This window comes from Streptomyces sp. NPDC097619, assembly GCF_040302735.1.
Classification (GTDB): domain Bacteria; phylum Actinomycetota; class Actinomycetes; order Streptomycetales; family Streptomycetaceae; genus Streptomyces.
This window is the reverse complement of sequence record NZ_JBEOSD010000003.1, coordinates 1-26,274: the sequence shown is the minus strand read 5'-3', so window position 1 is coordinate 26,274 and position 26,274 is coordinate 1. Positions and strand designations below refer to the sequence as shown.

The 26,274-nt window shown below is 73.8% G+C and carries 23 protein-coding genes and 3 tRNA genes; 17 read left to right on the top strand and 9 right to left on the bottom strand.

The window, feature by feature from the left end:
• Window positions 1-309 precede the first annotated feature (309 nt).
• Together ABTZ17_RS01370 and ABTZ17_RS01365 are read right to left on the bottom strand one after the other, a co-directional pair.
• Complete coding sequence (locus ABTZ17_RS01370) at window positions 310-759, bottom strand: ATP-binding protein (protein WP_502994572.1); 450 nt, start codon at window positions 757-759, stop codon at window positions 310-312.
• A 250-nt stretch (window positions 760-1,009) separates the two neighbouring features.
• Window positions 1,010-1,840: a glycerophosphodiester phosphodiesterase gene (locus tag ABTZ17_RS01365; protein ID WP_352193449.1), complete on the bottom strand. Its 831-nt coding sequence runs from the start codon at window positions 1,838-1,840 to the stop codon at window positions 1,010-1,012.
• A 345-nt stretch (window positions 1,841-2,185) separates the two neighbouring features.
• Here ABTZ17_RS01365 and ABTZ17_RS01360 point away from each other — a divergent pair, with 345 nt between their 5' ends.
• From ABTZ17_RS01360 to ABTZ17_RS01335, 6 genes are all read left to right on the top strand, one after another.
• The gene (locus ABTZ17_RS01360; protein ID WP_352193448.1) at window positions 2,186-3,778 is read left to right on the top strand and encodes a S1C family serine protease; all 1,593 of its coding nucleotides are present in this window, start codon (window positions 2,186-2,188) and stop codon (window positions 3,776-3,778) included.
• Between the two features lie 260 nt (window positions 3,779-4,038).
• Window positions 4,039-4,944 (top strand): LysR family transcriptional regulator, encoded by a 906-nt coding sequence (locus ABTZ17_RS01355; RefSeq protein WP_352193447.1) that lies wholly within the window; start codon window positions 4,039-4,041, stop codon window positions 4,942-4,944.
• A gap of 120 nt (window positions 4,945-5,064) precedes the next feature.
• Window positions 5,065-5,628: a cysteine dioxygenase family protein gene (locus ABTZ17_RS01350; protein WP_352193446.1), complete on the top strand. Its 564-nt coding sequence runs from the start codon at window positions 5,065-5,067 to the stop codon at window positions 5,626-5,628.
• The gene (locus ABTZ17_RS01345; protein ID WP_352193445.1) at window positions 5,628-6,701 is read left to right on the top strand and encodes a YeiH family protein; all 1,074 of its coding nucleotides are present in this window, start codon (window positions 5,628-5,630) and stop codon (window positions 6,699-6,701) included. Before ABTZ17_RS01350 ends, ABTZ17_RS01345 begins: the two co-directional genes overlap by 1 nt.
• A gap of 350 nt (window positions 6,702-7,051) precedes the next feature.
• On the top strand, window positions 7,052-8,011 hold the full coding sequence (locus tag ABTZ17_RS01340; protein WP_352193444.1) for a trypsin-like serine peptidase: 960 nt from the start codon (window positions 7,052-7,054) through the stop codon (window positions 8,009-8,011).
• A 65-nt stretch (window positions 8,012-8,076) separates the two neighbouring features.
• Window positions 8,077-8,161: transfer RNA gene (locus ABTZ17_RS01335), tRNA-Ser, on the top strand.
• A gap of 128 nt (window positions 8,162-8,289) precedes the next feature.
• Here ABTZ17_RS01335 and ABTZ17_RS01330 read toward each other — a convergent pair.
• The 3 genes from ABTZ17_RS01330 to ABTZ17_RS01320 are packed head-to-tail and all read right to left on the bottom strand — an operon-like array spanning window position 8,290 to window position 9,790.
• Window positions 8,290-8,472, bottom strand: a complete 183-nt coding sequence (locus tag ABTZ17_RS01330; protein ID WP_352193443.1) for a hypothetical protein — start codon at window positions 8,470-8,472, stop codon at window positions 8,290-8,292.
• 47 nt (window positions 8,473-8,519) lie between these two features.
• Window positions 8,520-9,185 (bottom strand): hypothetical protein, encoded by a 666-nt coding sequence (locus ABTZ17_RS01325; RefSeq protein ID WP_352193442.1) that lies wholly within the window; start codon window positions 9,183-9,185, stop codon window positions 8,520-8,522.
• Complete coding sequence (locus tag ABTZ17_RS01320) at window positions 9,182-9,790, bottom strand: RNA polymerase sigma factor (protein WP_352193441.1); 609 nt, start codon at window positions 9,788-9,790, stop codon at window positions 9,182-9,184. The genes ABTZ17_RS01325 and ABTZ17_RS01320 overlap by 4 nt, the downstream gene beginning before the upstream one ends.
• A 479-nt stretch (window positions 9,791-10,269) precedes the next feature.
• Here ABTZ17_RS01320 and ABTZ17_RS01315 point away from each other — a divergent pair, with 479 nt between their 5' ends.
• From ABTZ17_RS01315 to ABTZ17_RS01275, 9 genes are all read left to right on the top strand, one after another.
• Window positions 10,270-10,719: a DUF6344 domain-containing protein gene (locus ABTZ17_RS01315; RefSeq protein WP_352193440.1), complete on the top strand. Its 450-nt coding sequence runs from the start codon at window positions 10,270-10,272 to the stop codon at window positions 10,717-10,719.
• Window positions 10,720-11,653: 934 nt separating this feature from the next.
• On the top strand, window positions 11,654-11,971 hold the full coding sequence (locus tag ABTZ17_RS01310) for a hypothetical protein (RefSeq protein WP_352193439.1): 318 nt from the start codon (window positions 11,654-11,656) through the stop codon (window positions 11,969-11,971).
• A gap of 159 nt (window positions 11,972-12,130) precedes the next feature.
• Window positions 12,131-13,288 (top strand): acyl-CoA dehydrogenase family protein, encoded by a 1,158-nt coding sequence (locus ABTZ17_RS01305; protein ID WP_352193438.1) that lies wholly within the window; start codon window positions 12,131-12,133, stop codon window positions 13,286-13,288.
• 158 nt (window positions 13,289-13,446) lie between these two features.
• Window positions 13,447-14,412 (top strand): bifunctional MaoC family dehydratase N-terminal/OB-fold nucleic acid binding domain-containing protein, encoded by a 966-nt coding sequence (locus tag ABTZ17_RS01300; protein ID WP_352193532.1) that lies wholly within the window; start codon window positions 13,447-13,449, stop codon window positions 14,410-14,412.
• Window position 14,413: 1 nt separating this feature from the next.
• A complete protein-coding gene (locus tag ABTZ17_RS01295) occupies window positions 14,414-15,646 on the top strand; it encodes an acyl-CoA dehydrogenase family protein (RefSeq protein ID WP_352193437.1) in 1,233 nt (410 codons plus the stop codon).
• Window positions 15,643-16,065, top strand: coding sequence for a MaoC family dehydratase (locus ABTZ17_RS01290; protein ID WP_352193436.1), 423 nt, complete (start codon window positions 15,643-15,645; stop codon window positions 16,063-16,065). Before ABTZ17_RS01295 ends, ABTZ17_RS01290 begins: the two co-directional genes overlap by 4 nt.
• Window positions 16,062-17,231, top strand: coding sequence for a lipid-transfer protein (locus ABTZ17_RS01285; RefSeq protein ID WP_352193435.1), 1,170 nt, complete (start codon window positions 16,062-16,064; stop codon window positions 17,229-17,231). Before ABTZ17_RS01290 ends, ABTZ17_RS01285 begins: the two co-directional genes overlap by 4 nt.
• Before the next feature lie 117 nt (window positions 17,232-17,348).
• Entirely contained in the window at window positions 17,349-17,897 is a 549-nt protein-coding gene (locus tag ABTZ17_RS01280) for a SigE family RNA polymerase sigma factor (RefSeq protein WP_352193434.1), read from the top strand.
• 246 nt (window positions 17,898-18,143) lie between these two features.
• Window positions 18,144-19,793: a long-chain fatty acid--CoA ligase gene (locus ABTZ17_RS01275; protein WP_352193433.1), complete on the top strand. Its 1,650-nt coding sequence runs from the start codon at window positions 18,144-18,146 to the stop codon at window positions 19,791-19,793.
• Window positions 19,794-19,911: 118 nt separating this feature from the next.
• Here the strand turns inward: ABTZ17_RS01275 and ABTZ17_RS01270 are convergent, their stop codons facing one another.
• The 3 genes from ABTZ17_RS01270 to ABTZ17_RS01260 form a co-directional block, all read right to left on the bottom strand.
• Window positions 19,912-20,541 (bottom strand): antibiotic biosynthesis monooxygenase, encoded by a 630-nt coding sequence (locus ABTZ17_RS01270; protein WP_352193432.1) that lies wholly within the window; start codon window positions 20,539-20,541, stop codon window positions 19,912-19,914.
• 13 nt (window positions 20,542-20,554) lie between these two features.
• Window positions 20,555-24,409: a response regulator gene (locus tag ABTZ17_RS01265; RefSeq protein WP_352193431.1), complete on the bottom strand. Its 3,855-nt coding sequence runs from the start codon at window positions 24,407-24,409 to the stop codon at window positions 20,555-20,557.
• Between the two features lie 103 nt (window positions 24,410-24,512).
• Window positions 24,513-24,944: an SSI family serine proteinase inhibitor gene (locus tag ABTZ17_RS01260; RefSeq protein WP_352193430.1), complete on the bottom strand. Its 432-nt coding sequence runs from the start codon at window positions 24,942-24,944 to the stop codon at window positions 24,513-24,515.
• 172 nt (window positions 24,945-25,116) lie between these two features.
• Between ABTZ17_RS01260 and ABTZ17_RS01255 the strand changes: the two genes are divergently transcribed.
• Together ABTZ17_RS01255 and ABTZ17_RS01250 are read left to right on the top strand one after the other, a co-directional pair.
• Window positions 25,117-25,207: transfer RNA gene (locus tag ABTZ17_RS01255), tRNA-Ser, on the top strand.
• 538 nt (window positions 25,208-25,745) lie between these two features.
• Window positions 25,746-25,821 (top strand) — tRNA-Arg (locus ABTZ17_RS01250).
• Between the two features lie 72 nt (window positions 25,822-25,893).
• On the opposite strand, the gene ABTZ17_RS01245 is transcribed toward ABTZ17_RS01250, so the two are convergent.
• Window positions 25,894-26,274 (bottom strand): tyrosine-type recombinase/integrase (locus ABTZ17_RS01245; RefSeq protein WP_352193429.1); only part of this gene is annotated, 381 nt, incomplete at its 5' end.

Sequence of the window (26,274 nt, the reverse complement as noted above, 5' to 3'; positions counted from 1 at the left end):
GCACGGGCCCCCGGCCGTACCGCGGGGCGGGCATCGCTGAGAGGACGGTCCGGGGCGCGGGCACCGGACGCGCCTGGCACCCGGTGCCGCCGGAGAGGGCGGGATCGGGTGCGCGGCGGCCGATGGAGTCGGATGCGCGATGGACTCGGGTGCGCGGCGGCCGGGGGTCGTGGCGGAACCGTCCCCGGGTCGGGTCGGGCCGGCGCGGGCCGGCTCCGACCGTGCGTCCGCTTCCGGTCCGCTCGATCCGCCCTCCGACCGCTCGGTCCGCCTCCGGCCCGTCCCCGGGTCGGTGCTCCGGCGGCCCGTTCAGTCCTCGAAGCCGCCGAGCGGGCAGGACTCCAGGTCGTCGAAGGCCGTCATGAAGTCGAGCAGGGGCGGTGCGACGCGCGTAGCGAAGTCGTCGTGACGGTGTCCGGAGGCGACGGTCACCCACACAGTGACCTCGCCCTGTTCGCCGTCGCGGACGCCCCAGTCCTGGGCGAGCGCACTGATGATGTTCAGCCCCCGACCGCCGCGCGCGGTCACCGACGGCGTGGCCGGAACGGGTCGGGTCGGACCCCCGCCGTCCGTCACCTCGACGGTCAGTCGGCCCGTGCGGTCCACCCGCCACGCCGCTTGGACGTCGCCGTCGCCGACGGTCTCGACCCCCAGTGGTCTGCCGTGCCGGCAGGCGTTGCTGAGTAGTTCGGAAAGGATCAGAACGGCATCGTCCACGACCGAATCGGACACCCCGCTGATGCGCAACTGTTCGCGCATCCGGTGCCTCGCCTTGCCCACGCCCGCAGGACCATGGGGTACGGCCATGCACGACGACGTGGGCACCTCTTGTGCCACCACCAACGCCACCCCCGGAACCTCCTTAGCCCCACGCATGGTCTGGATGCCCCGGCGGCCAGGGCCGGAAACCGCCTGGCCACATCCCTCTGACGCATTCATGACGGTCGGATGCGGAGCGGATGCGCCGGGGCACACCCCGTGACGGTGGAGGTGGGTGCAACTGGTGTGATTATTGACCGAGTTGGGACAGAACCTGTCGTGGCCGATTGGTGATGATCGCTTCCACGCCCAGATCAGCGCAGAGCTGAACGTCTTCGGGATCGTTCACGGTCCAGACGTGTACGGGGTATCCGGCCTGCTGGAGCTTGCGGATGTACCCCGGGTGGTTGCGCACGATCCGGATCCCGGGCCCCGCGATGTGCGTGCCGGCGGGCAGCCGGCCGTCCCGCATCCGGGGCGAGACGAACTGCATCAGCAGCACGGTCGGCAGGGTGGGGGCGGCCGCGCGGACCCGGTGCAGCGAACGGGCGGAGAAGCTCATGATCCGGACCGGGGAGGGCTCGCCCGGCCGGTACGCGGGCGGGGCGTCCAGGCCGAACCGCTTCAGCAGGAACAGCAGTCGCTCCTCCACCTGTCCGGCCCAACGGGTGGGGTGCTTGGTCTCGATGGCCAGCTCCACCGGGCGCCCCGCGTCGGCCACGAGCCCCAGCAGCCGCTCCAGGGTCAGTACCGAGGTCCGCTCCGGGTCGGGCCCTTCCGCGTCCCAGTCCGGGGACTCCTCGCGGTCCTTCCAGGAGCCGAAGTCCAGGGCGGCGAGGTCGGCGAGCTCCAGTGCGGACACGGCGCCGCGCCCGTTCGAGGTGCGGTTCACCCGCCGGTCGTGGACCAGCACCAGATGGCCGTCGGCGGTCAGTCGGACATCGCATTCGAGGGCGTCCGCCCCGTCCTCGATGGCCTTCCGGTAGGCGGCCAGGGTGTGCTCGGGCGCGTCCTCCGAGGCGCCCCGGTGGGCGACGACCTGGATCCTTGGGCGGGCGGGGTGCTGCCGTGCGTGCGTCACCCCGCCATGGTGTCACCCGGCGCGGGGCCGCCGGAGCGCCCGCGGGGGCGATCGTCCGGGCTCCGGGCGAGGCGCGGGTCGGGCAGTGGTCGGGGTGTCGCGCGGGCATCGGTCGGGGTCCGTGGGTGGCGGCGGTCCGTGGGGTGCGGCCGTCCGGGGTGGCCCCGGAGGCGTGCCCGAAATGCCCGGTATAAAGGATGGCAGAGGATGCACAGGTCCGGCTTACAGTGGCCTGACGGTTGATGGGAAAAGCTTTCCGCAGCGCAATACAGGAACCCGCAGGGCCCGTCGAACGTTCAGCCGGACCGATACCCCAGCAGCCGTGTGTGACGAGGAGAGAGAGCTGTGAGCACCGAGAACGAGGGCACCGCGGCCCCCACGCCCCCCGCGGCCCCCTCCGCGCCGCACGTGCCGGTGGCCGCTCCCAGCCCCGAGCCCACCGCCGACGCCCCGGCGTCCGCGCAGGCCCCGGCCGACGCGCCCCCGCCCGTCCCCGCTGCCGACCCCCGTACGCAGCAGCTGCCCGTGACGGGCGAGCAGCCCACCCAGCAGCTGCCGCCTACCGGTCCCCCGACCCAGCAGCTCCCGCCGACCGCACCCGCCCCGGCGTACCCGGCCGACCCGGCCACGCAGCAGCTTCCGCCCACCGGTCCCCCCGCGGCGGGCTTCCCCGCTCCGCCGCCGGGTCCGCCGGCCCCGGGCCCCGAGCAGACCGGCGCCTGGCCCCCGGCCCCGCCGACCGTCCCGGGATACGCGGGCGGCGGCGGTGGCGGCCCGGTCTGGGGCGCCCCCCTCGGCCAGGAGTCCCCCGCGCCCAAGGGCAAGGGTCGCGGCGGCCTGGTCGCGGCGGTACTGGCCGCGGCGCTCCTCGCGGGCGGCATCGGTGGCGGCATCGGGTACTGGGCCGCCGAGCGCACCGAGACCTCCGGTTCCACCACCGTCAGCGCCGGCGAGCAGGTCAAGGACCTCACCCGCGCTCCCGGCTCCGTGGCCGGGCTGGCGGCCAAGGCGCTGCCGAGCGTCGTCACCATCGAGGCGCAGGCGGGCGACGGCGAGGGCGGCACCGGCACCGGCTTCGTCTACGACCAGCAGGGCCACATCCTCACCAACAACCACGTCGTGGCCTCCGCGGCGGTCGGCGGCGGTCGCCTGTCGGCCACCTTCTCGAACGGCAAGCGGTACGAGGCCGAGGTGATCGGCCGGGCCGAGGGCTACGACGTGGCCGTCCTGAAGCTCAAGAACCCGCCGGCCGGACTGGCCCCGCTGCCGCTGGGCGACTCCGACAAGGTCGCCGTGGGCGACTCGACGATCGCCATCGGCGCCCCCTTCGGTCTGTCGAACACCGTCACCACCGGCATCGTGAGCGCGAAGAACCGCCCCGTGGCCTCCGGTGACGGCAGCGGCGGCAAGAACTCCTACATGAGCGCCCTCCAGACGGACGCCTCCATCAACCCCGGCAACTCCGGCGGCCCCCTCCTCGACAGCCGGGGCGCGGTCATCGGCATCAACTCCGCCATCCAGTCCGCCGGCAACGGCGGGTTCGGCGGCGGTCAGGCGGGCTCCATCGGCCTCGGCTTCGCGATCCCGGTCAACCAGGCCAAGAACGTGGCCGAGCAGCTCATCAAGACCGGCAAGCCGGTCTACCCGGTCATCGGGGTCTCGGTGGACCTCCAGGACAAGTCGAACGGGGCGAAGATCTCCGAACAGGGCGCCTCCGCCACCGACCTGGTGGACCCGACGGGCCCGGCGGGCAAGGCGGGCCTGAAGCCCGGCGACGTCATCACCCAGTTCGGCGGCAAGCCCGTGGACAGCGGCCCGACGCTGATCAGCGAGATCTGGACCTACAAGCCCGGCGACACCGTCAAGGTGACCTACCTGCGCGACGGCAAGACCCAGACCGCCGACCTCACCCTCGGCTCGCGGGTCGGCGACAAGTAGCCCCCGTACGAGCGCGGACCACGGTCCGCTCCGCGGCACCCGGTCCAGGGCCGGCACCCCACCCGGGTGCCGGCCCTCGGCCGTGCCCCCTCACGCCGCGTCCCGTCCGGCCGCGCCCCGCCTTTCGACCCGCCCCGCTCCGCGTCCCGCCCGCGTCCCGCCCGCGTCCCGTCCGGACCTGGCGGAGCTGACGCGAAGGGGGTGGGGGACCGGCGGGAATCGGGCTACGGGTGGTCCCAAGGTCCGCTTATGCTTCGAGCGTGTTCGACTCCCGGCACATCAGGACGTTCCACGAGGTGGTCCGGGCCGGATCGTATTCGGCGGCCGCCCGGGTGCTCGGGTATACCCAGCCGGCCGTCACCCAGCAGATGAAGGCCCTGGAGCGGGCCGTCGGCACCCCGCTGTTCACCCGCGTGGGCCGCCGCATGCAGCTCACCGAGGCCGGACACTCCCTGGCCCGGCACGCCGAGTCCATCCTCGGCAGCCTCACCGCCGCCCAGCAGCAGATGAAGGCGTACGCCCGGCTGCGGACCGGGCGGGTCCGGCTGTGCGGGTTCCCCAGCGCCAACGCCACGCTGGTCCCGGAAGCGCTGAGCGGGCTCGCCAAGGAGCATCCCGGCATCCAGGTGGAGCTCCTCGACGGGGAGCCGCCGGACTCGCTGCGGCGGCTCCAGCGGGGGGAGTGCGACATCACCCTGGCCTTCACCTATCCCGGGCTCCACGAGGAGATACCGGAGGAGGTCACCGAGGTGCGGCTGCTGGAGGACCAGCTGACCGTCCTGCTGCCCGCCGGGCACCCGCTGGCCCGGCGCCGGGCCGTGCACCTGGCCGACCTGGCGGAGGAGCGGTGGATAGCCGGGTGTCCCCGCTGCCGCGCCAACCTCCTGCACGAGTGCGCGGAGCTGGGCTTCGTACCCGAGATCGTCTTCGCCACCGACGACAACCTGGTGGTCCAAGCCCTGGTGTCCCAGGGGCTCGGGGTGGCGATGATGCCGGCCCTGCTGCTGCCCTCCCTCTCCCTGACGCGGGTCACCGGCCGCGGCCTCCAGCCCGCCGCCCGTCGTCACATCTCCGCGTACGTCTACCGCGAACAACTGCGGATCCCCGCCACCGCCGTGGTGCTGGAGGAGCTGCGGCGCGTGGCCGCGAACCGCGTCGGCTGCTGACGCGCCGGCCCCTGGCCGGCACGGAGCGGATGACCGACCGCTGAACCCATAAGCACAGCTTGGGATTCGGGGTCGAAACTGTCGTTGGACGTGATGGACGGGCCCCCCGACGCTGCCTCTATGACCACGACCACGACCGCGGTACCGGCCGTCACCGTGCGGATGACCGGGCTCATAGAAGAGATACGCACGGTCGTCGACCGCGGGCTCCCTCCGGACCTCACCGCGTACCTCGTCGGCGAGAAGCTGGCCCCGCACCTCGGGGCCCCCGATCTGCTCACCGTGGCCCAGCAGGAGGGCGATCCGGAGCGCTACCGGCAGCACGTGGTGCACGCCGAGCCCGACGGCAGCTTCTCGGTGGTGGCCCTGGTCTGGTTGCCCGGCCAGCAGACCTCCATCCACGACCACGTGGCCTGGTGCGTGGCCGGGGTCCACCAGGGGGAGGAGAGCGAGCGCCGCTACCGGCTGGCCCCGGCCGCCGGGGACGCCGGCTCCGCGCGGTTGCTCCCCACCGAGGACGTGGTCAACGGCCAGGGCGACGTCTGCGGGTTCGCCCCGCCCGGGGACATCCACCGGGTCCGGAACTCCGGCCGCACCCTGGCCCTCTCGCTGCATGTGTACGGGGCCGACGTGTCCCGGCTGGGCAGCAGCGTCCGCCGCGTCTACACCCTGCCGGCCGACTGATGGCCCTCCTCAACCGGCCGCCCGGCCGGCCGCGGTCCCGTCCCGTCCTTCCGGTCGTCCGGCCGCCCCGTGTTTCACGTGAAACATCCAGCCGGCCGGGCCTGTTGACGGCCGTGGCCGGTGCCTTCGCCGCCTGGCTGGTGCACCTGGCGCTGCCCGCGGTGCCCATGCTCACGGTGGCCGTCGTCCTCGGAATCGCCGCCGCTCACCTGCCCCGGATCCGGACCTTCGTCCGCGGGCCCGGTCGGGCCGGCCTGTCCCTGGCCGGGCGGCGGTTGATGCGGATCGGGATCGTGCTGCTCGGACTGGGGCTCGGGCTGGACCAGGTGATCCGGCTGGGGTGGGGCACGGTCGCCATGGTGGTCACCGTGGTGGCCGCCACCTTCTTCGGGACCCTGTGGCTCGGCCGTCGCCTCGGGCTGCCCGGGGACCAGCCGCTGCTGATCGCGACCGGCTACTCCATCTGCGGGGCCTCCGCAATCGGCGCCGTGAGTCAGGTCTCCGGCAGCGAGGAGGAGGACGTGGCCGCCTCCGTGGCCCTGGTCACCCTCTGCGGCACCCTGGCCATCGCCGTACTTCCCCTGCTCCACCAGCCCCTCGGCCTCGACGACCCCGCCTTCGGCCGCTGGGTCGGGGCGAGCGTGCACGACGTGGGGCAAGTGGTCGCCACCGCCCAGACCGCCGGGCCGGCGGCCCTCGGCGAGGCCGTCGTCGTCAAGCTCATGCGGGTGGCCCTGCTGGCTCCGCTGGTGGCGGCCGTGGCCTTCGCGGTCCGGGCCCGTCGCGCCGGGGTCCGTACCGCCTCGGGCAAGCGTCCCGCCCCCGTACCGCTCTTCGTGGCGGGCTTCCTGCTGGCGGCCGGGGTCCGGGCCACCGGGCTGCTCCCGGTCGAGGTGCTCGACTGGGCCCGCACCGCCCAGGAGGGTCTGCTCGCGGCGGCCCTCTTCGGGCTGGGCAGCGCCGTCCACCTCCCGAGCCTCGCCAAGACCGGAGGCAGGGCGGCGGTGCTGGGCCTCGGAGCCTGGGTGGTCGTGGCCGGGGTCTCCTACGCCGGGGTCCTCCTGACGGCCTGACCGCCGGGTGCGCGGACGACGAGGGCGGACGAGAGCCGGCGTACGACGGAGGGCCGGATGCGCGGACGACGAGACCCGGGAAGCGGAGCGGACACGGTTCCGCTCCGCTCCACCGCTCCCCGCCGTGTCGTGCCCCTTCCGCCCGCCGTCCGTTGCCGGCCAATCCGTGGCCGGAACAGGCCGGAACGGACCGAACGTTCCGGCGGGTACCTGACAATCCATCAGCTCCGTGGCAGTCTGCCTGCGCAGTGCCGCGGCCCACGGGCCGCACCGCACGCCGATCCGCACCGACAGCACTTCACCCCCACCTGGCCCGGGCCCCGCCCCGGACCCGGCAGAAGGAGTCCTGCGTGAATCGTCCCCGCACGGCCGTCTCCGTCCTCCTCGCCGCAGGCGCCCTGCTCGCCGGAGCCCTCACGGCCGCCACCCCCTCCGCCGCCGCCCCCGCGGCCACCAGCTTCGAGCAGCGGCAGACCAAGGGCTTCTGGACCGCCGAACGGATGCGCTCGGCGACCCCGCTCGACCTGACGCTCGCCCCCGGCACCCGCCTCAAGGCCCCCGTCTCCGCCGCCCGACCCACCGCGGTGCCCCCGACCCCGGCCGCCCCGACGGGCGTCTCCCCCACCGCCTTCCCGCAGGCCGGCGGCGCGTGGACGGGCGGCGGCGCGGTGGTCCGCACCTCCGGCCGGGTCTTCTTCACCTTCCAGGGCCGCACCGCCTCCTGCTCCGGCGACTCCGTCACCAGCCAGAACGGCAGCACGGTCCTCACCGCCGGGCACTGCGTGAAGTACCAGGGCGCCTGGCACACCAACTGGGTCTTCGTCCCCGCCTACGCCAACGGCAACGCGCCGTACGGCCAGTGGAGCGCCACCCAGACCTTCGCCACCGACCAGTGGGCGGCGAGCGAGGACATCAACTACGACGTGGGCCTCGCGGTGGTCGCCCCGCTGAACGGCCAGAAGCTCAGCCAGGTCGTCGGCGCCCAGGGCGTCCTCTTCAACGGCGGCTACAACAAGGCCATGTATGCCTTCGGCTTCCCGGCCGCGGCCCCGTACGACGGCTCCAAGCTGGTCTACTGCAGCGGCAACAGCGGCAAGGACTTCCTGCTGTCGAAGGACCACAGCCTCGGCTGCAACATGACCGGCGGCTCCAGCGGCGGCCCGTGGTTCCAGAACTTCAACGAGTCCACGGGCACCGGCCTCCAGGTCTCGGTGAACAGCTTCGGCTACACCTTCCTTCCCAACCGCATGTTCGGCCCGTACTTCGGCAACGAGGCCAAGGCGGTCTACGACAAGGCCCAGACCGCCTGACCCGCCACGCGCCCCTCCGGACCCGTTAGGCTGTAGCCCGCTCCGCCCGATCACGGCGGTGCGCGGGTGGGTTGCCCGAGCGGCCTAAGGGAACGGTCTTGAAAACCGTCGTGGCGCGAGTCACCGTGGGTTCAAATCCCACACCCACCGCACCAGGTCAGACGTCGAGCTGATCAGAAGGGGTGTCCCGGTTCCGGGACGCCCCTTCCGCGTGTCCGGGGGCCGTGGTGCGGGTCCGTGCGGGGTGTACCGGTGGTGCGCCGGTGGTGCGGCCGTGGTCAGAGGAACTGGCGGAGCCAGTAGCCGACGAGGCCGGCGAGGGCGGTGCCGGTGCCGTAGGCGAGGCCGCGGAGGAAGTGGCCGGTGGCGGCGCGGCGGCGACGGCCGCCCCAGGAGGTCAGGGCCCCGACGGGGCGCTTCCACCGGGGGCGTGCGGGCGGGACGGCGGATGGTGCGGACATGGCCGGATCCTTCCTGGTGGGGCGGGCCCCCGGACGGGGGCCCGGGGTCAGCGGGCGGCGAACTCCCGGAGGCGTTCGACGAGGCGGTGGTCGGGGCGACGGACCAGTCCGGCCTCGTCGCCCAGCCGGCCCACCTCCATCTCCAGGAGGCCGGTGGGCGGGGTGCTGCCGACCGAGCCGTTCTTGCGGACGTACGAGGCCACCGTGCCGAGGCAGTCCAGGAGGACCTCGTCGATCCCGCCGTCGGCCCCGGCTCCGCTCACCTCGTGGCGCCAGTGCGCCGCCTCGCGGAGCTCGCCGAGGGCCAGGTGGCGGAGGTGGAGGCAGTAGGCGGCGATCCTGTTGCCCGCCCCGGCGGACAGCTGCCACCAGAACTGGGCGCTGTCCGGGTGCCCCGTGAGGAAGAGGAGACAGCCGAAGACCCCCGCCCCTTCCACGTCGAACTCCGCCGGGGTCCCCGGTGCGGGGACCTCCGCGAGGCGGCCGAGGTGTCCGGCCGCGTCCGGGGCGTTGATGGCCCAGCGGCAGACGGTCGAGAGCTGGTTGCCGGCCCGGGTGGCGTCCGCGAGGTGGCTGGTGGCCGGTGGGGAGGTGCGGCTGGCGGCGGCCGCGAGCCGGCGCAGGGAGGCGCCCACGTCGTACCGGGGGTTCCCGGCCAGGCTCACGGCGGCGTTCTCCAGGGCCGCGTCGATGGTGCCGGGGGAGCGGGTCACCGGGTCCCTTCCGTCAGTCGGACGGAGGCGCGGGTGGGCAGGCCCAGCTTCCGGCCGAGGCGCTCCTTGGCGCGGCGGCAGTGGTGGGTGACGGTGCGCTCGTCGATGTCCATGTAGCGGGCGGTCTGCTTGGTGGAGTAGCCCATCAGGTAGCGCATGACGATGACCGTGTACTGGCGGACGGGCAGCTCCGCTATCGCCTCGTACAGACCGATCGGGCTCGGTGCGAGCTCCAGCTCGCCGCGCAGGGCCCGCAGGCTCTGCCCGATGGGCCCGTTGATGATGTACGCGGGGTCCCGGCCCTCGCGGGCCAGCCGTCGGGTGACGTGGCGGTGCAGGACCGCCAGCGTGCGCCGCTCCAGTTCGTCCGCCTGGAGGAGGGCGCTCCACTCGGAGAGGATCTCCAGGAACACCTCGTCGACCACGGCCTCCGCCGTGCCGCGGCTGCCGCAGTGCAGCTCCGCGTAGGCGTGGAAGAACTCCTGGTGGCTGAGGACGAAGGCTTCGAAGTCCAGGGGCAGCGGCACGGGGGAGACGGGTTCCTCCGACAGGGGCAGGGGTACGGCCGCGGTCCGGCGCGGCCCCAGGCGGGTCTCGTCAGGCACACGGGCCCCCGGGGTGCGGGGCGGACGGGGAAGCAGTGCGCATCGCGGTCACTTCCTTGGTCGAAGTGGACACCAACTGGCGGTATCGACGGGCTTGTTGCTCGCTGGTGACCACTCAAGCGAATAAAGGCCGGGATCACTCATGTCCGGTCGGAGATTTTTCACGAAGCGCGTGAAGGTGATCATTCCCGGCGGGTGATGGCGCTGCGGAGAAGCGGAACGCGTGCTTCTGAGCTGGGAGTTCGAGCGACCCGTGGTCGTGTGGGCGGCCGGGGGTGGAGTCGGATTCGAGGTGGGCGGCGGTCGTGGGTTCCGTCACAGTGCGCGGTATTGGTGGGTCCTTTCAGAGGTTTTGCTCCGTATGAGTGGTGTTTGTCCGAAGAACTGTGTGGTGCCCCCCTTCGCTCCGGTTGCGTCCGCATCATGGCGAATGTATTCAGATCGGCCCGTCCGAACATCCGGAATGAGGAGTCATCGTCATGACTGACAAGAACCGCGCCACGGCCCTGTGGGCCGCCGTCCTCGCCGCGCTGGTCGCGCTCTTCGCCGCCCTGGGCTTCGGCTCCGCGGCGGCCCGTACCGCCTCCCCCGCCGCCGAGGCCGCCGGCACCGCCGGTACGGCCGGCGCCCCGGCCGTGGTGCCGGTCCAGGCCGCGCGCCGGGAGCGGGTGCGGCTGCGGCGGACCTGGCGGGAGGTGATGCGCGGGCGCTCGCTGCCGCCGACCATCGCGCAGCGGATCCGGGCCGAGGCGCACGGCTCCTCTCCCTCGGTGCGACGCTCGACCACGGCGGCGGCGAACGGGCTCGGGGTCGCGGAGCGGGTGGACAGCGCGGACGTGACGAACGGGGACACCGACGGGGCGCGGGGCGGCACGCGGGCCAAGACCTCGGCACGGGACGGCGGTCGGACGCTCGGGCTGGTCGCGTAGGACGGTACGGAGAGGGGACTCGACGCCCACCACGGCCCGAGACCCTGTGGCCCGAGGCTCTTGTGGTCCGAGGCTCCTGTGATCCGAGGACCTGTGATCCGGCGGCAGAGCGAAGCAGTGCGGCAGTGCGAAGCGGTGCGGTAGTGCGGTAGTGCGGCGGAACGGTGGAGTGGACGCGTGGCAAGTGGCGGCGCAGCGAAGTGAAGACGTGACGAGTGAAGACGTGACGAGTGAAGACGTGACGATGTGAGGACATGGAGCACCCGAAGGACCTGAAGGGCTTGAGGGGCCTGACGTACCTGAAGACGTGGACCCCTGACCGGGTGATGAAGTGACCGGGCGATAGGACGACCGCACGGTGACGTGCTGACCCGAATCCCCGATGACCCGAACGCTTGACGAGTCGACCGACGGACCAGCAGACCGACGGACAGGCGGAACAACGGACAGGCAGACCAGTCGACGGGCTGATGAGCCGACCGTGCCGGGGGTGTCGGAGTCGGAGTCGGAGTCGGAGTCGGAGAGGTCGACGGAGCGCGTACGGGCGCCGGTGTCGTGAGCGCCGGGGGCGTACGGGGGGCGCAGTGCTTGGGGGTGCGGTGCGGGGCGGCCGCCGGGGGTGTGGGCGCGGGAGCGCGAGGGGGTGCGGGGCGGGTCCGGACCGAGGGTCGGGGCCCGGGGATGTGGCGGAACGGTTCAGCCCTTGCGGCGGACCGTTTTTCGGCGTTCAGGCGCTCTGATCTGCGCCTTTGGGGGCGTGACCGGGGTTTATCCGAAGATGCTCATGCTTGCGGGGGAATCGTCCGCTGGGGGGTGGTTCGCCGGGGATTCGGTGGGCAACTCTGGTGTCACGACGTCGAGCACGAACAGAACCTCAAGCGGTCGGCCAACTGTCTTGAGAAACAGCCAAGTTGAACTCGGAAGGAATTCGCACATGGCACTCGTCCGTACCGCCCGCGTCATCGCCGCCGTCGCCTCGCTCCCCCTCGCCGCCGCCCTGTTCTCCGGTGTGGCGCAGGCGGACGACGGCTGGGGATCGTTCGCGAACGACGGATCGAACGCGAGCGTCGCCGGCATCGTCGGCAGCGGTGTCGGGGGCAACAACCACGGGAACTCCTCGACCTCCCAGCAGGTCGCGACGGGCTCCGGGGCCTCGAACCAGAACAACACCGCCCAGGTCAACGGATCGGCGTTCACGGCCATCGACCAGTCCAACACCAACGTGGCGGTCAACTTCCACCCCTGGTGGTAGTCCGCGGCTCCCACGGAACGCCCGTACGACCGGACCGGCTGGGGTCCCGTCGTGCGGGCGTTCCGCCGTGCGGGGGCGGGTCCCGCACCTTGACAGCGGCGCTCGATCTGACGGACAGTCAGAAAACATCACCGGAGCCCCGCCAGGAGGCAGCCCGCCGTGCACCTCGCCCCGACCGAGAGCCAGTTGCGGCTGCGCGCCGAGCTGCGCTCGTACTTCCGAGAGCTGATGCCGGACGGACCTCCCGAGGACCCGGCCGACCAGCGCGCCCTGCTCCGCCGGATCGGGTCCGACGGCCTGCTCGGCCTCGGGTGGCCCGAGGAGTACGGGGGCCGCGGCCGTGGCGCGGACGAGCAGTTCGTCTTCTTCGACGAGGCGTACCGGGCCGGCGCGCCCGTCTCGATGGTCACCCTCAACACCGTGGGGCCGACCCTCATGAAGTACGGCACCCCGGAGCAGAAGGAGTTCTTCCTGCCCCGGATCCTCCGCGGTGAGCTGGTCTTCGCGATCGGTTACTCCGAACCCGGCGCCGGTACCGACCTGGCCTCGCTCCGCACCCGGGCCGTCCGCGAGGCGGGGGAATGGGTGGTGGACGGGCAGAAGGTGTTCACCTCGAACGCCCAGAACGCCGACTGGATCTGGCTGGCCTGCCGCACCGATCCGGAGGCCCCCAAGCACAAGGGCATCTCGATCGTCCTGGTGCCCACGTCCTCCCCCGGGTTCTCCTGGACGCCTATCGAGACGGTCGGCGGACTCACCACCACCTCGACCTACTACGACGGCATCCGGGTGCCGGCCGGACACCTCGTCGGCCCCGAACACGGCGGCTGGGGCCTGATCACCAACCAGCTCAACCACGAGCGCGTCGCCCTCGCCGCCATCGGGATGCAGGCGGAGGAGTTCTTCGACGGGGCCCTGGCGCACGCGCGCACCCCCGACCCGATCACCGGCGCGCGCCCCGCCGACCGGCCGTGGGTGCGGTCCCGGCTCGCCGAGGCCCATGCCCGGCTGGCCGCCGTCCGCCTCCTCAACTGGCGACTCGTCCAAGACGTGGCGGACGGCACCCTGGCCCCCGGCGACGCGAGCGGGGTCAAGTTCCTCGGCACCGAGAGCACCGTCGAGGTGTACCGGATGTGCCAGGAGGCGGTGGGAGAGACCGCGACCCTGCGCGCCGGCTCCCCCGGGGCCTTCGGGGACGGGGAGCTGGAGCGGATGAACCGGGCCGCGCAGATCAACACCTTCGGCGGCGGGGTCAGCGAGGTCCAGCGGGAGATCGTCGCGATGATGCGGCTCGGCATGAAGGGGAGGAAGCGGTGAGCGAGCGCGCGGCCGCGGAAGGCCGTCCGGAGGCAGCGGGGGCAAGGCAGGCTGTGCAGGCGGCGCGGGCAACGCGGACAGCACAGGCATCGGGGGCACCCGTCCCTGCCCCGGCCGAGACGGGCCCGGAGTCGGCGGCCGATCCGTTCCACGAGCGGCTGCGGGCCTTCGAGGGCGAGCCGGCGGCGATCGGGGGGCGCGGGAAGGACCCGGTCAACACGGCCATGATCCGGCACTGGTGCGAGGCGATGGGCGACGGGCATCCGGCCTACACCGGACCGGAAGCGGTCGCTCCGCCCACCATGCTCCAGGCGTGGACCATGGGCGGGCTCTCGGGCCACGGGGACGGTACCGGCCGCGCCACCCGCTACGACGAACTCCTCGGACTCCTCGACGGGGCCGGGTACACCTCCGTGGTGGCCACCGACTGCGAGCAGGAGTACCTGCGGCCGCTGCGGCCCGGGGACGAGATCACCTTCGACGCGGTCATCGAGTCGGTCTCCCCGCGCAAGACCACCAAGTTGGGCACCGGCCACTTCGTGACCACGCGGATGGACGTCCGCGCGGACGGGGAGCGGGCCGGGACGCACCGCTTCCGGATCCTCAAGTACGCGCCCGCGCGCCGCCCCGCCGCCCCGGCCCCGGCGGAGCCCCCGACCGGTACCGCGACCCCGGCCCCGGGCCCGGACGGGACCGCGAGCTCCGCTCCGACCACCGCCCCGCGTCCCCGACGTCCCCGCCCCGTGACCAACCGCGACAACGAGGGGTTCTGGGAAGGCGTGGCCCGGCACCGGCTGCTGATCCAGCGCTGCACCCGCTGCACCACCCTCCGGTTCCCCTGGTTGCCCGGCTGCAACGCCTGCGGGAGCCGGGAGTGGGACACGGTGGAGTCCGCGGGCGAGGGCACGGTCTTCAGCTACGTGGTCATGCACCATCCGCCGTTCCCCGCCTTCGACCCGCCGTACGCCGTGGCCCTGGTCGAGCTGGCCGAAGGGGTCCGCATGATCAGCGGGGTCACCGGGGTGCGGCCCGAGGAGGTGCGCATCGGGATGCCGGTGCGGCTGGAGTTCCAGCGCGTGGACGAGGACCTCGAACTGCCCGTCTTCCGGGGGAGCGTGAGCTGATATGGACTTCCGTCCCACCGAGGACCAGGCGGCCGCCGCCGCCCTCGCCGCCCGCATCTTCACCGACCTCTCCACCCACGAACGGCTCGCCGCCGCCGGCACCGGCAGCGACGCCGAGCTGTGGAAGGCCCTCGCGGGGGCCGGGCTCGTCGCCGCCGTCGAAGAGGTCGGACTGCTCGGCCTCGTGCTCCTGCTGGAGGAGCAGGGCCGCGTCACCGCACAGGTGCCGTACGCGGCGACCTGCGTGTACGGGGCGCACGCGATCGGCGTCCACGGCAGCGACGAGCAGCGCGCCCGGCTGCTGTCCGAGCTGTACGCGGGCACCTCCGTGGCCACCGGCGCCTTCCCCGACCGCGGCCGCGTCCGCGCCGACCCCCTCGACGGACCCGGCGCGGACCCCCTCGCCGACCACCTTGCCGAACCCCGCGCCGCGACGGCCGCCGCGGAGGCCCCCGCCGAGGATTCCGGTCCCGATCGCCGGACCCTCGCGGCCGGCTCCGCCCCCGCCCCCCGGGCCCGGCTGCACGGCACCCTGCCGCTGGTCCCGTGGCTGCGGGACGCCACGCACGTCCTCGTGCCCGACACCGACCGGGCCCTGTGGCTGGTCCGCACCGACGCCCCCGGGGTCCGTACCGAGGCGGTGGAGACCACCGCGCCCTGGTCGGCGGGGCGGCTGGAGTTGGCCGGGGCCGAGGCGGAACGCGTCGGCAGCCCCGCGGCCGGTGCCGAGCCGTACCGTCGGGTGCTGGCCGCCGCCCGGATCGCCTTCGCGGGGCTCCAGGCCGGGGTCTGCGCCGGATCGCTGGCCAGGGCCGTGGCGTACACCTCCACCCGCGAGCAGTTCGGGCGCCCCCTCTCCACCAACCAGGCGGTGCTGCTCCGCGCGGCCGACGCGCACATGGACACCGAGGCCATCCGGGTCACCGCCTACGAGGCGGCCTGGCGGACCGACGCCGGCCTCCCCGCCGGACCGCACGCGCTCACCGCCGCCTGGTGGGCCGCCGAGGCGGGCAAGCGGGTGGTGCACGCGGGCCAGCACCTGCACGGCGGCGCGGGCGCGGACGTGGACCACCCGGTGCACCGCCACTTCCTGTGGGGCCGGCAGCTCGACGCCCACCTGGGCGGCGCCCCCGAGCTCCTCGACGAACTCGGCACCGTGCTCACCGCCCCGGACCCGGGCCCTTTCCCGGTCCACGCCCACGACCCCGCCCGCGTACCGGAGGACACCGCATGAACCCCGCAGTCGGCGAGGCGCTGGCACCGCTGGAGATACCGGTCACGCGCACCCTGATCGTCGCCGGGGCCATCGCCTCCCGCGACTACCAGGACGTGCACCACGACGCGGAACTGGCCCGGGAGAAGGGCTCCCCGGACGTGTTCATGAACATCCTGACCACGAACGGCCTGGTCGGCCGGTACGTCACCGACCGGCTCGGCCCCGGCACGGTGCTCCGCAAGGTCGCCATCCGGCTCGGCGCGCCCAACTACCCCGGGGACACCATGACGCTCACCGGCACCGTCCTGTCCCGCACCGGGGACACCGTGGAGATCGGCGTCATGGGAGCCAACGGACTCGGCCGGCACGTCACGGGCACCGTCACCGCCGACCTCCCGACCCCCGCCCGGCACGACTCCCCGGAGGAAGCCCGATGAGCGTCCGCAACCGGGACTCCCTCGGCGGCCGGGCCGCCATCGCCGGAATCGGCGCCACCGAGTTCTCCAAGGACTCCGGCCGCAGCGAACTCACCCTCGCCGTCGAGGCCGTGCACGCCGCCCTCGACGACGCCGGGCTGACCCCCGCCGACGTGGACGGCATGGTCACCTTCACCATGGACACCAGCCCCGAGATCACGGTGGCCCAGGCCATCGGAGCCGGGGAGCTGTCCTTCTTCTCGCGGATCCACTACGGCGGCGGGGCGGCGTGCGCGACCGTGCAGCAGGCCGCGCTCGCCGTCGCGACCGGGGTCGCCGAGGTCGTGGTCTGCTACCGCGCCTTCAACGAGCGCTCCGGCCGCCGCTTCGGCTCCGGCGTCCAGCGCCGCGAGCCGTCCGCCGAGGGCGCGGCCCTCGGCTGGTCGCTGCCCTGGGGGCTGCTGACCCCCGCCTCCTGGGTGGCCATGACCGCCCAGCGGTACCTGCACGCCCACGGCCTCACCCCGGAAGCCCTCGGACATGTGGCCGTCACCGCCCGCCGGCACGCCGCGAACAACCCCGCCGCCTGGTTCCACGGCAAACCCATCACGCTCGCCGACCACGCCGCCTCCCGCTGGATCGTGGAACCGCTGCGCCTGCTCGACTGCTGCCAGGAGACCGACGGCGGCCAGGCCCTCGTCGTCACCACCGCCGAACGCGCCCGTGACCTGCGCCGCCCGCCCGCCGTCATCACCGCCGCCGCGCAGGGGGCCGGGCGCGGCCAGGAGGCCATGACGAGCTTCTACCGGGACGACCTCACCGGACTGCCGGAGATGGACGTCGTGGCTCGGCAACTCTGGCGGACCAGCGGACTGCGCCCCTCCGACATCGACGTGGGCATCCTCTACGACCATTTCACCCCCTTCGTCCTGATGCAGTTGGAAGAGTTCGGTTTCTGCAAGCCCGGTGAAGCCGCCGATTTCGTGGCCGCCGACGCCCTCCCGCTCAACACGCACGGCGGCCAACTCGGAGAGGCGTACCTCCACGGTATGAACGGCATCGCGGAAGCGGTGCGACAGCTCCGCGGAACCTCCGTCAACCAGGTCGCGGGCGCTTCCCGGGTGCTCGTCACGGCCGGCACGGGCGTCCCCACCTCCGGTCTGATCCTGGGAGCGGACGGTGCGTGAAGACCCCTCTCCTTCTTCAGGAGGTGGGGCGGACCCCACCCGTACAACCTGAGGGGGATGCGTTGTCGGCACCTGGGACCGATACCCCGGGGCCGTCCGCGCTTCTAGCGTGGAGCCATGACCACGCCTGTCTGCACCCTCCCGTCCGCCCCGTCGTACCCGAGGACGTACCCGACGTTCTCCGCGTACGTCCGGACCCGCGGCACGGCCCTCATGCGGACCGCGCGTTCCCTCACGGCCAACCCCTGCGACGCCGAGGACCTCCTGCAGACCGCCCTGGCCAAGACCTACGTGGCCTGGGACCGAATAGAGGACCACCGCGCCCTCGACGGGTACGTCCGCCGGGCCCTGGTCAACACCCGCACCTCCCAGTGGCGCAAGCGCCGGGTGGACGAGTTCGCCTGCGAGGAGCTCCCCGAGCCCGAAGGGGTGCCCCACACCGACCCCGCCGAGGCCCAGGTGCTGCGGGACGCCATGTGGCGCGCCGTCCTCCGGCTCCCGGACCGCCAGCGGGCCATGGTCGTCCTCAGGTACTACGAGGACCTCAGCGAGGCCCAGACCGCCGAGCTGCTCGGCGTCTCCGTCGGCACGGTCAAGAGCGCCGTCTCCCGCGCCCTCGGCAAGCTCCGCGAGGACCCGGAACTGCGCCCCGCCGAGCTCCGCTGACCCACCGCCCCCACCGCCCCCACCGGCCGTAACGGTCCTCCTCCTCGGCCCTCCTCCCTCCCCCCGCGTGCACCACCTCCCCCGCGACCCCCTCAGAGCCCTCCCGCTCCGCGATCGGCCCCCGCGCCCGGACGCTGACAGGAATCACTGGCAGCGTTTGTACTCCCGGGTAGTGACAGGGGGCCGGGGCCCGCGCAGAATCGGCAGCATCCTTTGCCGCCGCGCAGCGCCCATCGGGAGGACGCTTTGCTGAGCACCATGCAGGACGTACCGCTGACCGTGACCCGCATCCTCCAGCACGGGATGAGGATCCACGGCCGGTCACAGGTCACCACCTGGACCGGAGCGCCGGAGCCGCACCGCCGGAGCTTCGCCGAGATCGGCGTCCGCGCCGGACAGCTGGCCCACGCCCTGCGCGACGTCCTCGGGGTCCGCCCCGAGGACCGCGTCGCCACCCTGATGTGGAACAACGCCGAGCACGTCGAGGCGTACTTCGCCATCCCCGCCATGGGCTCCGTGCTCCACACCCTGAACCTGCGGCTCCCCCCGGAGCAGCTCGTCTTCATCGTGAACCACGCCGTGGACAAGGTGGTCATCGCCAACGGCACCCTGCTGCCGCTGCTCGCCCCCCTGCTGCCGCACCTGCCCACCGTGGAGCACGTGGTCGTCTCCGGCCCCGGCGACCGCTCGGCCCTCGACGGGCTCGACGTGCGGGTGCACGACTACGAGGAGCTGCTGGCCGCCCAGGACGGCGACTACCCCTGGCCCGAGCTGGACGAACGCCAGGCCGCCGCCATGTGCTACACCTCCGGCACCACCGGCGACCCCAAGGGCGTGGTCTACTCCCACCGCTCCATCTACCTGCACTCCATGCAGGTCAACATGACCGAGTCGATGGGCCTCACCGCCGCCGACACCGCGCTGATCGTGGTCCCCCAGTTCCACGTGAACGCCTGGGGCCTGCCGCACGCGGTGTTCATGACCGGCATCAACATGCTCATGCCGGACCGTTTCCTCCAGCCCGCCCCGCTCGCCGAGATGATCGAGCGCGAGCAGCCCTCGTACGCCGCCGCCGTGCCCACCATCTGGCAGGGCCTCCTCGGCGAACTCGCCGCGAACCCGCGCGACATCTCCGCCATGAAGCACGTCACCATCGGCGGCGCCGCCTGTCCCCCCTCCCTGATGGACGCCTACGACAAGCTCGGCGTCCGCGTGGTGCACGCCTGGGGCATGACCGAGACCTCCCCGCTGGGCACCATGGCGCACCCCCCGGCCGGCCTCGCCGAGAGCGAGGAGCGCGCCTACCGCATCACCCAGGGCCGCTTCCCCGCCGGGGTCGAGGCCCGACTGGTCGGCCCCGCCGGCGACGTCCTCCCCTGGGACGGCGAGTCCGCGGGCGAGCTGGAGGTCCGCGGCAACTGGATCGCCGCCGCCTACTACGGCGGGGACGGCGCCGAGCCGCTGCGCCCCGAGGACAAGTTCAGCCCGGACGGCTGGCTCAGGACCGGCGACGTCGGCGTGATCAGCGCGAACGGCTACCTCACCCTCACCGACCGGGCCAAGGACGTCATCAAGTCCGGCGGCGAGTGGATCTCCAGCGTGGAGCTGGAGAACGCCCTCATGGCCCACCCCGACGTGGCCGAGGCCGCCGTGGTCGCCGTGCCCGACGACAAGTGGGGCGAACGCCCGCTTGCCACCGTCGTCCTCAAGGAGGGCGCCGAGACCGACTACGCCGCCCTGCACGCCTTCCTCGGACAGAGCATCGCCAAGTGGCAGCTGCCGGAGCGCTGGGCCCGCATCGTCGAGGTCCCCAAGACCAGCGTGGGCAAGTTCGACAAGAAGGTCCTGCGCAAGCGGTACGCGGACGGCGCCCTGGACGTCACGAAGCTGGGCTGAGCCGCCCCGCTCCCGGTACCGCACCCTCGGGCGCGGTACCGGGACCCGTCCCGGATCCCTCGTCCCGCATCCCCGGCGCGGACCCCCGTCCCGGATTCCTGGTCCCGGACGGAAGCCGTCAGCCCGACGGGGAGAGCCAGTTCCGCAGCGCCCTGCTGACCAGCGGCATCGCCACGTACGTCATCAGGGTGCTGAACACCGCCGCGAACACCGCCGTGCGCAACACCAGGTGCAGGTCCAGCAGGAACGGGCCGAGCAGGGCGTTGCCCGCCAGCGAGATCGGGAAGATCGCCAGCCCCGAGCTGATCGCCATCTTCCACCGCGGCGGCGCGGGCCGGGTCGTGCCGGGCTTCGCGAACCACGTCTCCATGCCGGTCAGTTCCCGCCGGGCTATCTCCGTGTGGTGGTGGCCCTCGCAGCGCGCGAACCACGCGGCCCGCTCCGGGGAGTCCTGCCAGGCCGCGAAGGCCGCCTGATCGCGGAAGCGGTGCACCAGGAACCACGGGGCCCCGGGAGCCGCCGGGCGGAACAGCCCGTACCCCAGGTGCCCGGAGAACCCGGCCGCCGTGTCGAGGATGCCCCGCGCCCACTCCTCGAAGGAGTGCTCGTACCCCGGCTCCACCTGACGGGCGATGAGCAGGGTGACCTCCCCGTCGTCGGCGGGGACGGTGTGCTCGGTGCCGTCGGCACCGCCGCCGCGGGTGCCCCCGCGGCGGCCGGTGCTGCCGGTGTCGTCGGTGATCGCCATGCCGCAAGAGTGGCTAACGGGTGCCGATCTTCGCCAACAGGTCCACGATGCGGCCGTGCACCTCCGTGGTGGTGGCGCGCTCGGCCAGGAACAGCACGGTCTCGCCCGAACCCAGCCCGGACAGGTCCGTCTTGTCGATGTCCACCGAGGTGTAGACGACCAGCGGGGTCCGGTCGAGCTGCCCGTGCGAGCGCAGCCAGTCCACGATCCCGGCCCGACGGCGCCGCACCTGCATCAGGTCCATCACCACGAGGTTGGGCCGCATCCGGCTCGCCAGGTCCACCGCGTCGGTGTCCGCGCCCGCCCACGCCACCTGCATGCCGCGCCGTTCCAGGGCGGCCGTCAGGGCACGGGCGATCTCCTCGTGCTGCTCGATCAGCAGCACCCGCGAGGGGTGCTGCTCGCTGTCCCGGGGGGCCAGCGCCTTCAGCAGCACCGCGGGATCGGCCCCGTACGCGGCCTCCCGACCGGCCTGCCCCAGCCCGGCCGTCACCAGCACCGGCACCTCGGCGGCCATGGCGGCCTGGCGCAGCGACTGGAGGGCGGTCCGGGTGATCGGGCCGGTCAGCGGGTCCACGAACAGCGCGGCGGGGTACGCGGCGATCTGCGCGTCCACCTCCTCGCGGGAGTGCACGATCACCGGCCGGTAGCCGCGGTCGCTCAGCGCCTGCTGGGTGGCCACGTCGGGGGCGGGCCACACCAGGAGCCGCCGCGGGTTGTCGAGCGGCTCCGGCGGCAGCTCGTCGTCCACGGGCTGCGGTACGGGCGGCCTGCTGACCACCTCGACCGCCCCGCCGGGCCCGTCCAACGGCTCCGGCCCCTCGGCGGAACCGGCCGCGGGGGCTCCTATGGCGTAGGCCCGGCCCGGCCCGTCGGTGTCGTCGGCGCCGGTGAGGCGGCGGCGTCGGCCCCCACCTTCCGGGGCACCCTGCGGGGGCACGGGCGCGGCGGGCGCGCCGCCCTGCCCGAGGGCGCCGAGGGCTCGGACCGGTCCGGGCGCGGCCGGACCCTCCTGGGCCTGCCGGGGCAGCGGCACCGGCCCGCCCGGAGCGGAGTCCTCCGGCGCGGTGCGGGCGGCCGGGACCGGCCAGGCCGGGGCCGTCGGGGGCAGGGCGCGCCGGCGCCCGGTCGGGGTCTCGGCCCCGGGCAGCGGGTGCGGCTGCGGCGGGGTGTGGTCCTCGCCGGGACCGGCGGAGGCGTGGTCCTCGGCGGCGGCCGGATCGCCCAGCGGGCGTCGGGCCCGGCGCCCGGCGGTGGCCCCGGCCTCGGCGGTCGCGGCGGCCGGACCGCCGTACGGGTCGGCGGTGCCCTGCGGCCCGGACTGCGGGCCTGCCTGCGGACCTGTCTGCGGGGAGGGACGGGAGTCGGCTTCCGGACCGGGCTGCGGGGGCGTCGCCAGGGCACGACGGCGTCCCGCTCCGGGCGTGCCGGGGCCCTCGGCGGCCTCCGCGGGCCGCCCGGGCGCGGTGCCCACCGGCGTGCCGATCGGCTCCAGCGCGATCGGCCGACCCTCGGGGGCCGGCGCGGTGGCCGTACCGTCCCCGCCCAGGGCGCGGCGGCGGCCGGTGCCCGCGGCGGCCGGCACGGGGCCGGCTTCGGGCAGGGCCCGGGCCTCCGGGGCCCGCGCGGGCCCCGACGACGGGGCCGGAGCCGGGGCGGCGGTCTGCGGGGCGGCCCCGGGCAGGGGAAGTCCACGGGCGGGCACGGGCCCGGCCGCCGGAGCGCTGCCGGGCGGCACCGGGCCGGCCGGGCGGCCCGGCGCGGGCACCGGTACGGCGGAGGCACCGGGAGCGGCCGGACCGGCGGGCCGCGGCGGGACGGGCCCGGGGTGCACCGGCGGCGGGGGCACGTGCGGCGGCGGCGGGGGCACGGCCCCGGGAGCCGCCGGCAGGGCCCCGCCGGGCGCGGGCAGACCGCGCGGCGGCTGCGCACCCGGGCCGGCCGCGGGCCGACCGGGAACGGGCAGGGCGGGCAGACCGGGGGCCCGGGTGCCGGGACGCGGGGGCTGCGGAGCGCCCGCCGGAAGCTGCTGCGGACCGGGACCGCCCGGCGCGGCGCCACCGGCCCGCTCCTCCAGGGCCCGGCCCCGACGCCGTCCCGTACCGTCCGGCGGCACGGGGGCACCGGCCAGACCGGCCGGGCTCACGGGGGCCTGCGCCAGGTCGGCGCCCGGGGCCCGACGGCGGCCGGAGGGCAGGGCCAGGGCGCCGCCCTCCCCCGCCGGAGCCGCCGGCGGCTCCTCGTCCAGGAAGGCGTCCACGCCACGGCGGGCCCGCTTGCCCGCGGGTCGCGGCCCACCGGCCGGGGCCACCGGCACCTCGGCGGTGCCGCTGTCCTCCGAGCCCGATTCCGCATCCGCTTCCGCGGAGGATTCCGCCTCGGGTTCCGGTTCGGGTCGGGTGACCGTCCCGGCACCGGCGCCGAGCGGCACCTCCAGCACGTACGCGTTGCCGCTCTGCCCCGGCACCTCGTGCGTCTGGAGCACGCCCCCGTGCGCGGTCACGATGCCCCGCACCAGCGGCTCGTGCACCGGGTTGCCCCCGGCGTACGGCCCGCGCACCTCGATCCGGACGGAGCTGCCGCGCTGTGCGGCGGCCACCACGATCGTGGAGTCCATGTAACCGGCGCCCGCCGCCACGGGGGCCTTGCCCGTCGCGTCCACCCCCGCCACGTCGGCGATCAGGTGGGACAGGGCGGTGGCGAGTCGGGCCGGGTCCACCTCGGCCTCGATGGTCGGCGCGTGCACGGCGAACTGGGCGCGGCCCGGCCCGATGAGCTCCACCGCCCCCTCCACGCCGGCCGCGACCACGCCGTCCAGGAGCACCTTCTCCTTGACCAGCTTGGTCCGGCCCGCGTCGAGGCGCTGGAAGCCGAGCACGTTGTCGAGGAGCACCGTCATCCGCGAGTACCCGGCGGCCAGGTGGTGCAGCAGCTGGTTCGCCTCCGGCCACAACTGGCCCGCGTCGTCGGCGGCCAGGGTCGCCAGCTCCCCGCGCAGCTCCTCCAGCGGTCCGCGCAGCGCCTCGTCGGCGAGGGCCATCAGCTGCGCGTGCCGCGCGGCCAGGGCGTCGTACGGGCGCCGGTCGGTGAAGGTCATCACGGCCCCGACCAGCTGGTCCCCGTCCCGCACCGGGGAGGTGGTCAGGTCCACCGAGACGGCCTTGCCGGCCTTGTTCCACAGCACCTGCCCGCGTACCCGGTGCTTGCGGCCCGAGCGCAGGGTGTCGGCGAGGGGGGACTCCTCGAAGGGGAACGGCGAGCCGTCGGCGCGGGAGTGGACGACGAGCGCGTGCAGTTCGCGGTTGCCGAGTTCGGTGGCCCGGTAGCCGAGGATCTGCGCGGCGGCCGGGTTGACCAGCACCACGCGGCCGTCGGTGTCGGTGCCCACCACGCCCTCGGCGGCGGCGCGCAGGATCATCTCGGTCTGCCGCTGGGACCGGGCCAGCTCGACCTCGGTGTCCACGGTGCCGGACAGGTCGCGGACGACGAGCATCAGGAGCTCGTCCCCGGTGAACCGGTGCCCGTCCGCGTACGCCTCGCGGCCGTCCTCCAGGTTGGCGCTGGTCACCTGGACCGGGAACTCGCTGCCGTCGGTCCGCCGCGCCGTCATCCGCTTCGGCTTCGTCCTGTCCTCCGGTTCGTCACCGGGGCGGCGCATGGAGCCGGGGATGAGCTTCGAGTCGAACTCGGGGAGGAGGGAGAGCAGCCCGCGGCCCACCAGACCGGTGCCGGGTGACTCGAAGATGTCGAGCGCGATGGAGTTCGCGTTCACGACGGTGCCGTTGGCGTTCACCAGGAGGAGCGCGTCCGGGAGCGCGTCGAGTATTGCTGCGAGGCGAGCAGCGCCTCGGGATGGCCTGCTGCTCACGACGACGCTTCCTCCCTGACTACCGGCATGTCACGGGAGGAGTCTAAGGGCACTGTCCCGCGGCGCGACGGCCGAAGTACGTGACCTCCGGCATCCGCGCTGGTCAGGAGCGCACGCTCGGAAGGACAGGTTCCAAATCTTTCCACCGGCTGATCTCGCAGCCGTTCTTCTGGTCGAAGGCCGCGTCCACCGGCTTCCCCCGCCAGGTCCCGGTGACCCGCGCGGTCGCCGGGCCGCCGTGCTGCTGGGTGCACAGGGAGCGGGTCGAGACCGGCGCGAAGGGGTCGGTGTCCTCCGCGGCGAACGATTCCAGCCGCGCGCAGGCCCGCTTGGCCTCGGGGTGCGTCCCGCCCACCGGCTTGCAGGTGAGCTCGTACGAACCGTCCGCGCGCGGGTTGCCGGTCCGGGACACCGTCACGGTGAGCTGGTCCGGCTTCGGTGCCGGCTCCTGCAGGAGCCCCAACGGCAGCGGGGGCAGCGGACCGGAGGCGAGGGCGGCCGAGGCGACGGAGGCGAGGACGAGGCTGCGCAACATGCCCTGCCCAACGAGCCCGCCCGCGTGCGTGTTGCGGCGGACACCGGTTCCCGAACCGGTGATTAAGGCTTTGCCCCAGCCACCCGGTGGCTAGTACCGTGGGGGTGGATTGGTGAGGGGCCACCGCCCTGTGTCATCATCTGCACGCACCCCACGTACGCGGGGGTGTGCTGGAGGCGTCGCCTAGTCCGGTCTATGGCGCCGCACTGCTAATGCGGTTTGGGTCTTAAAGCCCATCGAGGGTTCAAATCCCTCCGCCTCCGCGCGAAGGTCGTCGAAGCCCCGGTCCCACGGACCGGGGCTTCGACGCGTTCCGGGCCCGCAGCACCGCCCGCGAGCGGGGCCGAGCCGAGTGCCTCGCCCTGTGCGCGCCGTGCTGCCCCGCGCCGTCCTGCGCCGCCCCGTCTCGTTCTGCTCGCGTCCTGGTGCCGCGCGTCCGTCTCCGCCGGTCCGTCCCGGGCTGTCTCCGGCGCGAGCCGTCTCCGTCCCGCGGCGGATCACCCGGACGGCTCAGCCTCACCAGGACACCGCGGGGACCCGCCCCGCCTCACGTGCCCGCTCCGGCCCGCTCCGCCCTCTTGCGCGGAGGCGCCGGGCCCCGGTGGACCTCACCCCTCCGGATCCGCACTCCCGATCGCCCGGTCAGCCCCACGGGACGCCCGCCGCGCCCTCCCGAAAACCATCCGCAGCGGCGTTTCCGCAGGTCAGGGCCGGTTTGGCTAATGGATTTCGTCTCTCGGCGAGGTCCATGTATTGTTGTTCTCGCAAGGCCAACGGGGCGAAAAACCCCGGGAAGCACAAGCACTCGTAGCTTAACGGATAGAGCATCTGACTACGGATCAGAAGGTTGCAGGTTCGAATCCTGCCGAGTGCACCAGCCAGAAGGGCCCGGACCAAAGTCCGGGCCCTTCTGCTTGTCCCGGTACAGCAGCGAAGTACAGCAACCGCCTCAGCCGCTGCCACCCATCGCTTCGGACAGCTTGCCGAGGGCGTCCCGTACAGCTTCCTCGCTGGCTTCCGCGTAGACCTCCAGGGTCATCGCGATCTGTGAGTGCCGCAGGATCCGCTGGGCCACCTTCGGGTGGACCTTGAGGACCACCAGGAGGGCAGCGCAGGTGTGCCGGGTGTTCCGGAGCGGGATCACGCGCATCCCGGCCCGCGCGGCCCGCAGCTGGAACATCCTGGTCAGATTCCCCGGCTCGATCGGCGTCCCGTACTTCGTGGTGAAGACCAGGCCGCGGCCGTCCTGCCAGAGCTCCCCGGCCGCCTTGCGGTCGCCCAGCTGCTGTGCGCGCCGGATCCGGAGCGCCCTCAGGCACAGGGCGGGCAG

What these genes read in the sequence shown, in the direction of transcription:
- ABTZ17_RS01370 (WP_502994572.1), bottom strand. Translation starts at nt 759, where the DNA reads ATGCGCGAACAGTTGCGCATCAGCGGGGTGTCCGATTCGGTCGTGGAC.
- ABTZ17_RS01350 (WP_352193446.1), top strand. Translation starts at nt 5,065, where the DNA reads ATGACCACGACCACGACCGCGGTACCGGCCGTCACCGTGCGGATGACC.
- ABTZ17_RS01345 (WP_352193445.1), top strand. Translation starts at nt 5,628, where the DNA reads ATGGCCCTCCTCAACCGGCCGCCCGGCCGGCCGCGGTCCCGTCCCGTC.
- ABTZ17_RS01330 (WP_352193443.1), bottom strand. Translation starts at nt 8,472, where the DNA reads ATGTCCGCACCATCCGCCGTCCCGCCCGCACGCCCCCGGTGGAAGCGC.
- ABTZ17_RS01315 (WP_352193440.1), top strand. Translation starts at nt 10,270, where the DNA reads ATGACTGACAAGAACCGCGCCACGGCCCTGTGGGCCGCCGTCCTCGCC.
- ABTZ17_RS01310 (WP_352193439.1), top strand. Translation starts at nt 11,654, where the DNA reads ATGGCACTCGTCCGTACCGCCCGCGTCATCGCCGCCGTCGCCTCGCTC.
- ABTZ17_RS01295 (WP_352193437.1), top strand. Translation starts at nt 14,414, where the DNA reads ATGGACTTCCGTCCCACCGAGGACCAGGCGGCCGCCGCCGCCCTCGCC.
- ABTZ17_RS01290 (WP_352193436.1), top strand. Translation starts at nt 15,643, where the DNA reads ATGAACCCCGCAGTCGGCGAGGCGCTGGCACCGCTGGAGATACCGGTC.
- ABTZ17_RS01285 (WP_352193435.1), top strand. Translation starts at nt 16,062, where the DNA reads ATGAGCGTCCGCAACCGGGACTCCCTCGGCGGCCGGGCCGCCATCGCC.
- ABTZ17_RS01280 (WP_352193434.1), top strand. Translation starts at nt 17,349, where the DNA reads ATGACCACGCCTGTCTGCACCCTCCCGTCCGCCCCGTCGTACCCGAGG.
- ABTZ17_RS01270 (WP_352193432.1), bottom strand. Translation starts at nt 20,541, where the DNA reads ATGGCGATCACCGACGACACCGGCAGCACCGGCCGCCGCGGGGGCACC.
- ABTZ17_RS01260 (WP_352193430.1), bottom strand. Translation starts at nt 24,944, where the DNA reads ATGTTGCGCAGCCTCGTCCTCGCCTCCGTCGCCTCGGCCGCCCTCGCC.